Annotated in this window: 16 protein-coding genes; 13 read left to right on the plus strand and 3 right to left on the minus strand. The window is 53.0% G+C overall.

Annotated elements, in window-relative coordinates:
* Nucleotides 1-84 precede the first annotated feature (84 nt).
* From GQS10_RS03885 to GQS10_RS03895, 3 genes are all read left to right on the plus strand, one after another.
* The gene (locus GQS10_RS03885) at nucleotides 85-849 is read left to right on the plus strand and encodes a hypothetical protein (protein ID WP_166239195.1); all 765 of its coding nucleotides are present in this window, start codon (nucleotides 85-87) and stop codon (nucleotides 847-849) included.
* Between the two features lie 15 nt (nucleotides 850-864).
* Nucleotides 865-1173, plus strand: a complete 309-nt coding sequence (locus tag GQS10_RS03890; protein ID WP_166239197.1) for an HNH endonuclease — start codon at nucleotides 865-867, stop codon at nucleotides 1171-1173.
* Nucleotides 1174-1379: 206 nt separating this feature from the next.
* Nucleotides 1380-1754 carry a cupredoxin domain-containing protein gene (locus GQS10_RS03895; protein WP_166239199.1) on the plus strand — a complete coding sequence of 125 codons (375 nt, stop codon included), beginning with the start codon at nucleotides 1380-1382 and terminating at the stop codon, nucleotides 1752-1754.
* A gap of 52 nt (nucleotides 1755-1806) precedes the next feature.
* On the opposite strand, the gene GQS10_RS03900 is transcribed toward GQS10_RS03895, so the two are convergent.
* Nucleotides 1807-2073 (minus strand): DUF2627 domain-containing protein, encoded by a 267-nt coding sequence (locus GQS10_RS03900; RefSeq protein WP_166239201.1) that lies wholly within the window; start codon nucleotides 2071-2073, stop codon nucleotides 1807-1809.
* Nucleotides 2074-2172: 99 nt separating this feature from the next.
* Here GQS10_RS03900 and lpdA point away from each other — a divergent pair, with 99 nt between their 5' ends.
* The 4 genes from lpdA to GQS10_RS03920 all read left to right on the plus strand — a co-directional run bounded on the left by lpdA (nucleotide 2173) and on the right by GQS10_RS03920 (nucleotide 7187).
* Nucleotides 2173-3600, plus strand: a complete 1428-nt coding sequence (gene lpdA / locus GQS10_RS03905; RefSeq protein WP_166239203.1) for a dihydrolipoyl dehydrogenase — start codon at nucleotides 2173-2175, stop codon at nucleotides 3598-3600.
* A gap of 65 nt (nucleotides 3601-3665) precedes the next feature.
* Entirely contained in the window at nucleotides 3666-4736 is a 1071-nt protein-coding gene (locus GQS10_RS03910) for a thiamine pyrophosphate-dependent dehydrogenase E1 component subunit alpha (protein ID WP_166239205.1), read from the plus strand.
* On the plus strand, nucleotides 4736-5719 hold the full coding sequence (locus GQS10_RS03915; RefSeq protein WP_166239207.1) for a pyruvate dehydrogenase complex E1 component subunit beta: 984 nt from the start codon (nucleotides 4736-4738) through the stop codon (nucleotides 5717-5719). Before GQS10_RS03910 ends, GQS10_RS03915 begins: the two co-directional genes overlap by 1 nt.
* 28 nt (nucleotides 5720-5747) lie before the next feature.
* Entirely contained in the window at nucleotides 5748-7187 is a 1440-nt protein-coding gene (locus GQS10_RS03920; protein WP_166239544.1) for a dihydrolipoamide acetyltransferase family protein, read from the plus strand.
* A 46-nt stretch (nucleotides 7188-7233) separates the two neighbouring features.
* Here GQS10_RS03920 and prli42 read toward each other — a convergent pair whose 3' ends face one another.
* Entirely contained in the window at nucleotides 7234-7335 is a 102-nt protein-coding gene (gene prli42, locus GQS10_RS03925; RefSeq protein ID WP_243734941.1) for a stressosome-associated protein Prli42, read from the minus strand.
* A 70-nt stretch (nucleotides 7336-7405) separates the two neighbouring features.
* Between prli42 and GQS10_RS03930 the strand changes: the two genes are divergently transcribed.
* Together GQS10_RS03930 and GQS10_RS03935 are read left to right on the plus strand one after the other, a co-directional pair.
* Nucleotides 7406-8545 (plus strand): M20/M25/M40 family metallo-hydrolase, encoded by a 1140-nt coding sequence (locus GQS10_RS03930; protein WP_166239209.1) that lies wholly within the window; start codon nucleotides 7406-7408, stop codon nucleotides 8543-8545.
* Between the two features lie 330 nt (nucleotides 8546-8875).
* Nucleotides 8876-9301 (plus strand): VOC family protein, encoded by a 426-nt coding sequence (locus GQS10_RS03935; protein ID WP_166239211.1) that lies wholly within the window; start codon nucleotides 8876-8878, stop codon nucleotides 9299-9301.
* Between the two features lie 70 nt (nucleotides 9302-9371).
* On the opposite strand, the gene mciZ is transcribed toward GQS10_RS03935, so the two are convergent.
* Nucleotides 9372-9545, minus strand: coding sequence for a Z-ring formation inhibitor MciZ (gene mciZ / locus GQS10_RS03940; RefSeq protein ID WP_166239213.1), 174 nt, complete (start codon nucleotides 9543-9545; stop codon nucleotides 9372-9374).
* Nucleotides 9546-9614: 69 nt separating this feature from the next.
* Between mciZ and GQS10_RS03945 the strand changes: the two genes are divergently transcribed.
* From GQS10_RS03945 to fur, 4 genes are all read left to right on the plus strand, one after another.
* Entirely contained in the window at nucleotides 9615-10190 is a 576-nt protein-coding gene (locus GQS10_RS03945) for an NUDIX domain-containing protein (protein WP_166239215.1), read from the plus strand.
* Nucleotides 10187-11398, plus strand: coding sequence for a PHP-associated domain-containing protein (locus GQS10_RS03950; RefSeq protein ID WP_166239217.1), 1212 nt, complete (start codon nucleotides 10187-10189; stop codon nucleotides 11396-11398). Before GQS10_RS03945 ends, GQS10_RS03950 begins: the two co-directional genes overlap by 4 nt.
* 74 nt (nucleotides 11399-11472) lie before the next feature.
* A complete protein-coding gene (spoIIM, locus tag GQS10_RS03955; protein ID WP_166239219.1) occupies nucleotides 11473-12114 on the plus strand; it encodes a stage II sporulation protein M in 642 nt (213 codons plus the stop codon).
* A gap of 107 nt (nucleotides 12115-12221) precedes the next feature.
* Nucleotides 12222-12668 carry a ferric iron uptake transcriptional regulator gene (gene fur / locus GQS10_RS03960; protein WP_166239221.1) on the plus strand — a complete coding sequence of 149 codons (447 nt, stop codon included), beginning with the start codon at nucleotides 12222-12224 and terminating at the stop codon, nucleotides 12666-12668.
* Nucleotides 12669-12694: the final 26 nt, after the last annotated feature.

The raw sequence follows: 12694 nt of genomic DNA on the forward strand, positions 1-12694 counted from the left end.
TTCCTTTGCAACCTCTGCGATTGATCGGGCGTCTATAGCGGTAGACCGAGGATGAACCTCACTGCCAAAGGAGATTAAACAAGAATGAGAAAGCTGCTTTATGTACTTGCACTTATGGGAATGGTCGCTGCAGGCTGCCAAGGGCCACGATCTGCGGAGCCGCAAGCAGAAAAATCGGAGCTGCAGTCATCGCCGGCTGCGGAAACAGAGGTCAATATCCCGTTTGTACCGCAAGACGTTTCTACAGAACAAAAAGTAACGGAAATGAGCGCTTCCGGGTTGGAGCAGCTTATTTTACAAAAGCAGATTGGTCCGGATACATTGTATTTTTACACGAAAAAAGAAGATACTGAACATATATATGCTGCGATGAAACGAAATGAAAAGCTGTTCGGCCTTGGTCCCGTGGCAGGAGCGGCTTACGCCTCCTCCGATCTCCTGGGGTCGGGGGTATGGACCCAATACGGCAAGTCGCTGTTGAAAATAACCGGACCTTACGGTGCGAATTATGCAGAGACGAATTATTTTGAACTTGTGGATGGCAAGGTAAAGCCGTTCTTTAAGGTGGACACAGGAATGGCCGAGGAAACGGATTTGGACCATGACGGGACGGCTGAAATTATTTCGTCTCACGGTTTACCCATGCAGGCCATCATTTATCAATGGCAGGGCGACCATTTTGGGCAAATTAATATCGGGGAGCTGTTGGGGGCCTATTCGGTCTCGGTAGACGTTCGGACGAAAACGATTCAGGCGCAGCAGAAAGAAGGAAGTCCGCAAGAGGTGTATGCCTTCAGGAAAAATGACTTGCTGAAGCTGGCTGGAGAAGCTTCTAAAGCTAATCCGTAAGTTGCGGGAGGAACTATGGGAAAACGCAGCGACAAGCTTGGGGTTTGCGAGCTGTGCGGCCGGGAGAATATCGTAACGACCGTACATCATCTCACGCCGAAGGAACGTGGGGGGACGCTTCTTCCAACGGCAGATTTCTGCATTGCGTGCCATAAGCAGGTGCATGCTTTGTTTACAAATGCCCAGCTGGAGCAAGGTCTTAACACGATCGAAGCGCTTCGTGCAAACGAGCAGCTGTCTGCGTATTTAAAATGGATCGTAAAGCAGCCTTCTTCCGCTGTGCCGCGGGTAAAAAAATCAAAAGCGGTGCGTTCCGGCCGGTAGCCGGGGCGCATTTTTTTGTACAATAGGGCAAGGTTTACACAGCCTGTTCCCATGTGTTATAGTAGCAATTGTTCGTATTTTCGTCGTTATTATCTTCGTAATTTTGTCACAAAACGGTCAATGTTCCGCCAATGTTCCTAAGGACAGCGCATAACCGTTTGATTATACTTAAAGTTATGGATATATGACGTTTAGGGGGACCTGCAATGTACAAATGGATCATGTCGTTATTACTTCTAGTAGGAGCGATGTACGGTCTTTTAGTGACGTTCAATCAACTTCCGAAGGCTCCTTCCAAGGAAGAGCTGGCTGCTGAAGCGAACCGCGTGAAAATTGTTGCGACGAACTGGAAGTTCGATAAGCCGGTTTATGAGGTTGCGAAGGGTTCCAAGATGGAAGTCGTTCTTGAGAACAAGACGGGCGTTCACGGCATCGAAATTAAAGGACTGGATGTACTGCTTGACGGAAACACTCTGTCCAAGGAAGTTACGTTCGACAAAGAAGGCGAATATGAAATCGTATGTATCGTTCTTTGCGGAACCGGACACTTGGAAATGAAGTCGACGCTTGTTGTAAAATAATACGGAAAAGGCAGGGACTGCGGTCCCTGCCTTCTTTTTGCCTTCGTGGGTGCTATTGCTTTGGTCTGCGTGGTTTCTTCTCACGGAAGCGCGGAGCAACATAATTGCGCTTGCGGTCGCGAAAGAAAATCCAGCCCGCGATAAAAGCAACACCGATTGCAAATAAAATAAAGCCGATGATCAGCTTCAGCCAGGGCAATGTATTCGGCCCGAATGAGGCGAAAACGGCATCTTTCATAAGTAAGAAGCCGTATGCGGCCGATAAGCCGGGCAATGCTAACAGTATGACGGCAATAAAACGCTGTAACGTTTGATTCATAGCTTGTCCCTTCTTGTAACGTTTTGACGATTGCGAACTTTCTCTATCATTCTACCGTGCATTACAGATAAAATAAAGAGAAGGAGGGTGTTTGAAATCATGACTCATACATATGATGTAGTAATACTAGGTGGCGGAACCGGCGGGTATATTACCGCAATCCGTGCCGCTCAGCTGGGGAAAACCGTTGCCGTTGTAGAGCGGGACAAGCTGGGGGGAACCTGCCTGCACCGGGGGTGCATTCCAAGTAAAGCGCTGCTGCGCAGTGCCGAGGTGTACAGCACGATGAAGGAAGCGGAAGCCTTCGGGGTTGAAGCATCCGGCTTGTCGCTGAACTTCGGTAAAGTACAGGAGCGTAAAAATAAAACGGTTCAGCAGCTGCATAGCGGCGTTCAAATGCTGATGAAAAAACATAAAATCGATGTGTATTACGGCAACGGCCGGATTGTAGGGCCTTCGATCTTTTCGCCAAAGGCCGGGGCTGTAGCAGTTGAGCAAGAGGATGGGGATGTCATAACGCTTGTCAATTCCCATCTCGTTATCGCAACCGGCTCCAGGCCGCGCATCATCCCCGGACTTGAACCGGACGGGGAGCGGGTTTTTAGCAGCGATGAGGCGCTGGAGCTTGAGGCGCTGCCTCCTTCGATCATTATTGTTGGCGGTGGAGTTATTGGCGTTGAATGGGCCTCGATGCTGAACGACTTCGGCGTTGAAGTGACGATTGTGGAAGCAGAAAGGCGGCTTTTGCCCTTGGAGGATGAGGATGTATCCAAGGAGCTGGCCCGTTTGTTTGCAAAACGAGGCATTCGGATCCTAACGGGTGTTAAGGTTCAAGCGGATACGCTCGAAAAGCATGCGGACGGGGTGACGATTGCAGCTGCGGCGGAGGGGGCCGAATCCAGTGAGGTTTTGACGGCCGGCGCCCTGCTCGTTTCAGTGGGCCGGGCCCCTAACGTAGAGGGGATTGGCCTAGAAAACACCGATGTAAAGCTGGAAAGAGGCTTCATTCGGGTGAACGAATGGCAGCAAACGGCGGAGCCGCACATCTATGCAATCGGCGATTGCACCGGCGGTCCCCAGCTTGCTCACGCTGCTGCGCATATGGGTATCGTTGCGGCGGAACACTTATCTGGGGATGCGCAAACCGCATTCCACGGCGGACATGTTCCCCGCTGCGTGTACACTCGTCCGGAAATCGCATCCGTCGGGTTGACGGAACGCGAAGCCCGTGAGGCCGGAAGGTCGGTGAAAATCGGAAAATTTCCTTATCAGGCGCTTGGAAAGGCGATTGTTCACGGCGAACCGAATGGGTTTGCCAAGGTCGTGACGGATGCGGAAACCGATGATATTTTAGGAGTGCATCTCATCGGCGAACGCGCGACCGATATGATCGGAGAGGCTGCGCTTGCCCAGCTGCTGAATGCTTCCGTTTGGGAAATGGCCCAGCTGATCCGGCCTCATCCGACGCTTGCCGAAGCGCTTGGCGAAGCGGTTCTGGCGGTTGACGGACGGTCGCTCGCCATGTAAGATGAACGTATAGCTCCAAGTCTTATTACCAGGTGATAAATATCACATTAAAGGAGGGGTTTCGCATGGCTTACGAAACTTCTGCCGCGCTAAATGCAAGACATCGCCAGCTAGGTTTGCAGGACGAGGACGTCCGGCAGGCGTACCGGATGATGCTGACGGCACGAAAATACGATGAGCGGTGCTTCCTGCTGCAGCGGGCTGGAAAAATCCAATTTCACGTCCCGGGAATCGGTCAAGAAGCGGCTCAGGTCGGGGCAGCGTTTGCGCTGGACCGCGAGTCCGATTACTTTTTCCCATACTATAGAGATTATGCATTTGTGCTTTCCGCAGGCATGACGGTTAAGGATTTGCTCCTATCCGCGTTTGCCAAGCCGGAGGACCCGAACAGCGGCGGGCGCCAAATGCCGGCGCATTTCAGCTCCCGTCATCTGCGCATCATAACCGGCTCCAGTCCGGTAACGACGCAGCTGCCGCATGCGGTCGGATTCGCACTGGCTGCAAAGATGAAGCGCAAGCCGTTTGTTTCTTTTGTCACTTTTGGCGAAGGCTCCAGCAACCAGGGGGATTTCCATGAGGGCTGCAACTTCGCGGGAGTACATAAGCTTCCTGTCATTTTCATGTGCGAAAATAACCAATACGCCATTTCTGTGCCGCTGGATAAGCAGGTCGCGGGGAATGTGGTTGACCGTGCGATCGGCTACGGGTTTCCAGGCGTGCGTGTCGATGGCAATGATTTCTTCGATGTCTATGAGGCGGTAAAAGCAGCACGGGAGCGCGGTTTGGCCGGTGACGGTCCGACGCTGATTGAAGCGGTCATGTACCGGATTCATCCGCACTCCACTGCAGATGACGATATGCTGTATCGGACGAAGGAAGAGGTTGAAGAAAATAAGAAGCGCGACGGCGTGCTTCGTTTAAAGACGTACATGCTGGAGCAGGGTATTTGGAGCGAGGAAGAGGATACGGCGCTTCATGAGGCGATCACCCGCGAGCTGCAGGAGGCGACGCAGTATGCAGAACGCGCGCCGCAGCCGCAGCCGGAAGACGCTTTGCTGCATGTTTATGCGCTTGACGAGAATGATCGTCCGAACGCGATGAACCCGAATCCTTCCCGGAGAGGAGCGAACGCATAGTGGCGGTTATGAAGTATTTGGAGGCGCTCCGTTCCGCGATGCGGGAAGAGATGGAGCGGGACGAGGACGTGTTTGTCCTCGGCGAGGACGTTGGCCGCAAGGGCGGCGTCAACAATGCAACCAAGGGGCTGTTTGAGCAGTTTGGCGAGTACCGGACACTCGATACGCCGCTGGCGGAATCGGCGATAGCCGGGGTAGCGATCGGCGCGGCGATGTACGGCATGAAGCCGATTGCGGAAATGCAGTTCGCCGATTTTATTTTTCCGGCGACGAATCAGATTCTAAGCGAAGCGGCGTTGATCCGCTATCGCTCGAATAACGATTGGCACTGCCCGATTGTCATCCGTGTGCCTTACGGGGCGACGGGCGGCGGCGCACTGTACCACTCGCAGTGTCCGGAAGGCGTGTTCTTCGGGACGCCGGGACTGAAAATTGTCGCCCCGTCTACGCCTTATGATGCGAAAGGTTTAATGCTGGCAGCGATTCGCGATCCGGATCCGGTGCTGTATTTTGAGCATAAGAAATGCTACTTGCTGATTAGCGGCGAGGTTCCGGAAGGCGACTACACTGTGCCGATCGGCAAAGCGGATGTGAAGCGCGAAGGGACGGACATTACCGTCATTTCTTATGGAATTACGGTGCATTATGCACTGCAGGCGGCAGAGGAATTAGCGCGTGAAGGAATCAGTGCGCACGTGCTCGACCTTCGCACGCTGCAGCCTCTTGATAAGGAAGCGATATTGGCGGCGGCCGCGAAGACGGGCAAAGTGCTGATCGCGCACGAGGACAATAAAACAGGGGGCGTCGGAGCAGAAGTATCTGCGATTATTGCCGAGGAGCTGCTGTTTGATCTGGATGCGCCGATTATGCGCGTTTGCGGGCCCGATGTTCCGGCCGTGCCGATGAATCCGGTGATGGAGAAATTTTTCCTCGTCAACACAGAGAAAATGAAAGCGGCAATGCGTCAGCTGGCGCAGTTTTAAGAGGAAGAGGAGGTGCTGTCTTGTGGCGATGACGGCAGGACAAACGGTTGAAGTTGAAGTGACGATTCCGCATTTGGCGGAGACGCTCGTTTCGGCCGTTGTGGGGAAATGGTTAAAGCAGCCCGGTGATTACATAAGAGAATACGATGTAATTTGCGAGCTGATGACGGATAAAGTGAATACGGAAATGCCTTCGCCTGTGGAAGGAACCTTGGTTAGGCTGCTTGTCGGTGAAGGCCAAGAGGCGGCGGTAGGGCAGGCCATCTGTGTCATTGCCGTGCCTGCGGCTCAAGCGGACGGACAGCCGGCAGGACAGCCGGAAGCGACGGGCGCTAGTAACGGCGGTTTCGGGGCGGGACAGCAGCCGTCGGTACAGGTACAGGTACAGCCTCAGGGGCCGATGGCAAGCCGCTACTCTCCGGCTGTATTGACCCTTGCGCAGCAGCATGGCATTGATCTGTCCCAGCTGCAGGGCACCGGCCTTGGCGGCAGAATTACCCGCAAGGATGTGCTTGCTTACGTGGAAAACGGCGGAGCATCGGCCGCTCTCTCGGCACGAAGCGCAGCTTCCACAGGGAACTCGGCCTCTTTAGCAGGTCAGCCGGCCGCGGCTGCAACCCCTCCGGCTGCCCCGATGAGACCGGCAGTGTCAGCAGCAGAACCGGCATCCGAACGACCTTCGGCTCAACAGGTAAGATCCTCGGGCCTGCACTTGTCGGAAGAGCCGCGTATTCCTGCTATTGAAGTCGAAGGGGAAGGGCGCGGCGGACGCGGGGAATACTTCTTGGATGTAACGCCGATCCGCAATACGATTGCCAGCCGGATGCGGCAGAGCGTAACGGAAATCCCTCATGCATGGACAATGATCGAAGTGGACGTTACCAATTTGGTGACGCTTCGCAATAAGATTAAGGATGATTTCAAACGGCAGGAAGGTGTAAACCTTACTTATTTAGCATTTTTGCTGAAAGCTGTCGTCAATGCCATTAAGGATTATCCGATTATGAATTCCATCTGGGCGGTAGATAAAATTATCGTCAAGCGCGATATTAATATCTCGTTGGCTGTCGGGACGGAGGATTCCGTATTAACGCCAGTCATTAAGCGTGCGGATGAGAAAACAATCGCCGGACTTGCCCGGGACATTGAGGAGCTGGCGCGGAAAACCCGCAACGGAAAGCTCACGCCTTCCGATATGACGGGCGGCACCTTTACCGTCAATAACACCGGGTCGTTCGGATCGATCCTGTCGTATCCGATCATCAATTACCCGCAAGCGGCGATCCTTACTTTTGAGTCTATCGTTAAACGACCAGTGGTTATTAATGACATGATTGCCGTTCGTTCGATGGCTAATATTTGCTTGTCGCTTGACCACCGGATTTTGGATGGAGTCATTTGCGGCCGCTTCCTGCAGCGGGTGAAGGAGAATCTGGAGGCGTTTGGTCCGGATACGAAGCTGTACTAGAGGTGCTTTTCAAGAGGAATATGTATAAGGGCCGGGAGGCCGGCCTTTATACAAGAATGAAATTCAAGGCAAATGCAACGGTCGAGAGCAGCATAGATAAGAGCATGAGCCAAATAACGAGCTTAAACCACCATTTTTTTTGCAGCATGAATGAGTTCACTCCTTGTGTGGGGTTCTAGCTTGTATTGTAACGTATGAGCATAATGGAGGGAAGTGCCATGATTAACCGGGAACGTATCCTGAACGAGTTTTATGAGCTGGTACAGGTAGATAGTGAGACGAAGCATGAGGAAGCGATTTCCGTCGTGCTGAAGCAAAAGTTTGGCGAGCTGGGCCTTCAGGTAGTGGAGGATGACACTCGCGAGGTAACCGGGCACGGCTCGGGCAACTTGATTTGTACGCTCGAAGCGACACCGGGTCATGAGGCTGCACCGGCGGTTTTCTTTACTGGGCATATGGATACGGTCGTGCCGGGGAATGGCATCAAGCCGCGTCTGGACGATGACGGATTTATTCGCAGCGACGGCACGACGATTTTAGGCAGTGACGATAAAGCTGGACTGGCTGCAATGTTCGAAGCGATTCGTGTGCTGAAGGAGCAGAACATTGCGCACGGTAAGCTGCTGTTCGTCATTACCGCAGGCGAGGAATCGCATTTGATCGGCTCGCGGTCGATGAAGCCGGGCACGTTCCAAGCGGATTATGGTTATGCGCTTGACTGTAACGGTTCGATCGGTGAAATGTGCACGCAGGGGCCGACCCATGCGCAAATCAAGATCAAAATTTACGGCAAGGCCGCTCATGCCGGCGTCAGCCCGGAATCGGGAATCAGCGCGATTCAAGTGGCGAGCAAGGCGATTTCCCGCATGCCGCTGGGCCGGGTCGATCATGAAACGACCGCTAACATCGGACGCTTTGAGGGCGGTACGGAAACGAACGTCGTTTGCGATTACGTTTACATTACGGCGGAAGCCCGCAGTTTAAAGGACGACAAGCTGGCGGTGCAGGTGGACAAAATGCGTAAAGCATTTGAGGAAACGGCGGAGGAGTTTGGCGCGCGGGTGGAGTTTGACAGCCATGTCATTTACCCTGCGTACCATTTCGATAATGATTCACAGGTGGTTCGTGTTGCATTCCAAGCGCTGGAGCAGATTGGCTTGAAGGGTTCAACGTTTAAATCTGGCGGCGGCAGCGACGTGAACATGTTCAACGGGCTTGGGATCCCGTCGATTAACTTGTCCGTTGGCTATGAGGATATTCATACGACAAAGGAACGCATTAAGGCGGACGATATTGTTAAGCTGACGGAGTTTGTCGTAGCGATTATTCAGGAGTCGGTTAAGGAAAAGAAGGCGTAAGAAAAAGCTGTGAATTTAGCGTTAGGCCGGATGGTTTGAAGTGAATGCAGAGCCTTGTTTTGACTGTAGAAGTATACAGCAAAGCAGGGCTTTTTGTTTGTTTAGAGGAGTAGGATTCTTACGAACCGATAACTCCCTGTGATCTCAGATATTTGATAATAGTAAATCACCGGTTTATTTACACAATCATGGTTTCAGGAAAGGACAAAAGGGTAAAATGAGGAGCGTCAGGCAAAGGTGAGTTGAGAATTGTCCAAGCCTCGCTAAGTTTTTCTTCCTTCGAAGAGGATTGTATTTTGTGGAGCGCAAATGAAAAGGAGTGAACAAACGATGAGTGTAAGATTGGTACCTTATCTAGTGTTGGACGGACAAGCGAAGGAAGCGATTGCATTTTATGAGAAGGCGCTTGAAGCCAATGTCGTCGGCATCCAAACCTTCGGACAAATGCCGCATAATCCCGAATTTCCACTGCCGGATGAAGCGAAGGACCGGGTATCCCATGCCATGATCACCATTGGAGAAAGCGACATGATGTTTTCCGATACGTTTCCAGGTCAGCCGCTTCAGCAAGGAAACCATGTAACCATCTGTATCATGTCCGAGGATGCAGAGCAATCCCGAACGATGTTCGAAGCGCTAAAGGATGGCGGGCAAGTGCGAATGCCGATGCAGGAAACCTTCTGGAGTCCGGCTTACGGCATCGTTACGGATAAATATGGCGTCACCTTTCACGTATCCACGGAAGCGGAAAGATGAACCGAGCGGAGGCTCTGCACGAAATCTCAGAAGGATCACACACGAGCCGCATAGGTATGAACACTGAGCATCAAGGCTGAATCGGTTCAACCGCTCTCTTTTCCACAGGGGTGATGGTCTGCAAATACATGTGCAGCGTTGCATGCTTAAGAGCGTCCTTCCGCACCAAGCGCTGAAGCTTATGCCGGATCTCCCATGCTTTTCCCGTTAAAAAAATGCTGCTGCCCGTGACGTGCGTTTTCATCTTGGCTCCCCCTCATGGAAATCTATCAAAGTTTGATATAATACAAGCTATGAACAGGAGGGAAAACGTATGACTGAAAATCACAAGCAGGCTGGAAAAAAGTTTGAAGAAAAAACGATTCGCACGGAACCGATCTTTCAAGGCCGCGTCATTTCGCTGCAGGTCGATCATGTTACGCTTCCGAACGGGGAAACGGCAACGAGAGAAGTTGTGAAGCATCCGGGCGCCGTGGCCGTAATCGCGCTGCTGGACGGCAAGCTGCTCGTCGTAGAGCAGTACCGCAAGCCGTTGGAGAAGAGCCAGGTGGAAATTCCGGCAGGCAAGCTGGATCCGGGCGAAGCGCCGCTTTCGGCTGCGGGACGGGAGCTGGAGGAAGAAACCGGCTACCGCTCGGAGGAACTGCAGCATGTGTGCTCGTACTACACCTCGCCGGGCTTTGCCGACGAACTTATCCATATTTATTTTACGGACAAGCTGGTCAAGGGGCAGGAGCAGCTGGATGAGGATGAGTTTTTGGATGTGGAGGCGATTACGCTTGATCAGGCGAAGCAGTACATCGCTGAAGGGCGCATCAGCGACGCCAAAACGATTACCGCGGTATACGCGTGGCAGCAGTATTTGCAAACAGGTAGAATCCAGCCGTGAATGAATATTACGTAGACCTTCATATTCACATCGGGCGTACGGAAAAAGGAAGTCCGGTGAAGATCAGCGGGTCGAAGGATTTAACCTTCTATAACATTGCGCGCGAAGCGTCGGAACGGAAGGGCATTCAAGTGACCGGTATTATCGACTGTCACTCGCCGCAGGTGCAGGAGGAAATCGAGCATTATTTACATAACGGGGAAATGGAAGAGCTTGAGGGCGGGGGAATAAGGTACAAGGGAACGACAGTGCTGCTCGGCAGTGAAATCGAGGTCAGAGACCCGGGGCTCAGGCCAGCGCATCTGCTTGTGTACCTGCCAACCCTTCAAGTCATTAAGGATTTTACAAATTGGCTTGGCAGGCATATGAAAAATGTGAGTCTTAGCTCACAGCGTATTTACGTTCCGGCTCGTACATTGCAGGAGGAAGCGGCTGCGAGGGGCGGCTTTCTTATTCCGGCGCATATATTTACGCCGCACAAAAGCTTGTACGGCAGCAGCGTGGATCGTATGGCAGATTTGCTTGATCCGTCTAAAGTCGCTGCCGTCGAGCTTGGGCTGAGCAGCGACACGTCGATGGCGGACGGCATTTCCGAGCTGGCGCCGTATACCTTCGTCACCAACTCGGACGCGCATTCCCTGGCCAAGATCGGCAGGGAATATAATAAAATGCGGCTGGCCGAGCCAAGCTTCGCCGAGGTTCGAAAGGCGCTGCTGAGGGAGGATGGCCGCTGCGTCACGGCAAATTACGGTCTGAGCCCGCGGCTCGGCAAGTACCATCAAACCTTCTGCACCGGCTGCGGTACGCTGCGAAGCGGCGGCGATGCCGGCAGCGAGGGCGGCTCCGCCGGAGATTACGGCGGCAGCGAAGCCGCGCCTTGCCCGAACTGCGGCAAAACCGGCGTCATCTCCGGCGTAGCATCGCGCATCGCCGAGCTGTCGGACAAGCCGCCCGGCCAGTCGCCGGACCATCGCCCGCCGTATTATATTCAGGTGCCGCTGGAATTTTTGCCGGGCCTCGGGCCAAAGCTGCTGCAGCGGCTGCTGGATCATTTCGGCACCGAAATGAACATCCTGCATCAGGTGCCGCTGGGCGATCTGGAGGAGGTCGCCGGGCCCGATCTCGCGCGCTTGATCGGTGAAGCGCGAGAGGGCACACTTAAGCTGTCCGCCGGCGGCGGCGGACGGTACGGCAAGGTGATCAAGTAAAGGGCCAAGCTGTCATATCCAAGCCTCTGCACTCATAATATGTGAGAGACGCAGAAGAAAGGTAGGGATCGGACATGCTGGCTAATTCGAAGTTTCAGTTGTTCCATAAGGACCAACTGCCGCTCTATATTTTCGTGGGCGTGTTATTTTTGATGGGTGTTGTATTCGGTTCGCTTATGGTGAATGCCATGTCGTTAAGTCAAAAGGAAGAGCTGTCCCTCATGATGAACAGCTTTTTTCATATGTCGATACAAGGAGCAAACGGAGCCGGGAGCGGCGATATTCTCCATTATTTCGGCACCCATGCGAAGTGGATCGGTCTGATTTGGCTGTTCGGACTGTCTGTGGTCGGGCTTCCGCTCATTTTGCTGCTCGATTTCTTAAAGGGTGTATTGATCGGCTTTACGGTTGGATTTATGGCTTCGGAGTTTTCGTGGGACGGCATGGTATTCGCCCTGGCGTCTGTAGCCCCGCAAAACATGCTGCTCATTCCTGCCTTGCTCATTGCCAGTGTAGCGGCCTTGTCCTTTTCGATTCAGCTGGTCAAAGTGAAGTTCATGCAGCAGCGCGGGACCGTCGGAGAGCCATTTGCGGTGTATTCAGCAGTAACGGTGCTCATGATCGTAGTGACGATGGGAGCGGCGCTGATGCAGGCCTACGTATCCCCGGTCATTATCGGGTGGACGGCGCCTATTGTGTCCGCACTCGTATACTAGGACAGTAAAGATTGCTTCTCTGCAAAAGGTTTGACTTTGTCCATATCCTCACCCTATAATGGTACCATATGACCTGTGACGGAAGGTTCGGCGGGAGGGTGAGGACGTTGGAATCACGGATCGAAAAAATTAAACAGCAGCTGCAATCGCAAGGGTACAAGCTCACACCGCAGCGGGAAGCGACAGTACGTGTCCTTCTCGAGAACGAAGAAGATCATCTGAGCGCCGAGGATGTGTTTATGCTCGTCAAGGAGAAGGCGCCGGAAATTGGTCTCGCTACCGTATACCGCACGCTGGAATTGTTAAGCGAGCTTCATGTGGTAGAGAAGATGAATTTCGGGGACGGGGTTGCCCGTTACGATCTTCGCAATGATAATAACCGGCATCATCATCATCATTTGATTTGCGTACAATGCGGTGCGGTGGACGAAATTATGGAAGATTGGCTGACTCCGCTTGAGGTTCGTTTGGAAAAGGAATTTAACTTTAAAGTTTTGGATCACCGGCTTGATTTTCAAGGCATTTGCCACCGGTGCCATAAGCAGGATGAATAACCGCCGCTTTTCTCCCGCCCGGAGAC

The sequence above is a fragment of the Paenibacillus turpanensis genome (assembly GCF_011421635.1).
GTDB lineage: Bacteria > Bacillota > Bacilli > Paenibacillales > YIM-B00363 > Paenibacillus_AK > Paenibacillus_AK turpanensis.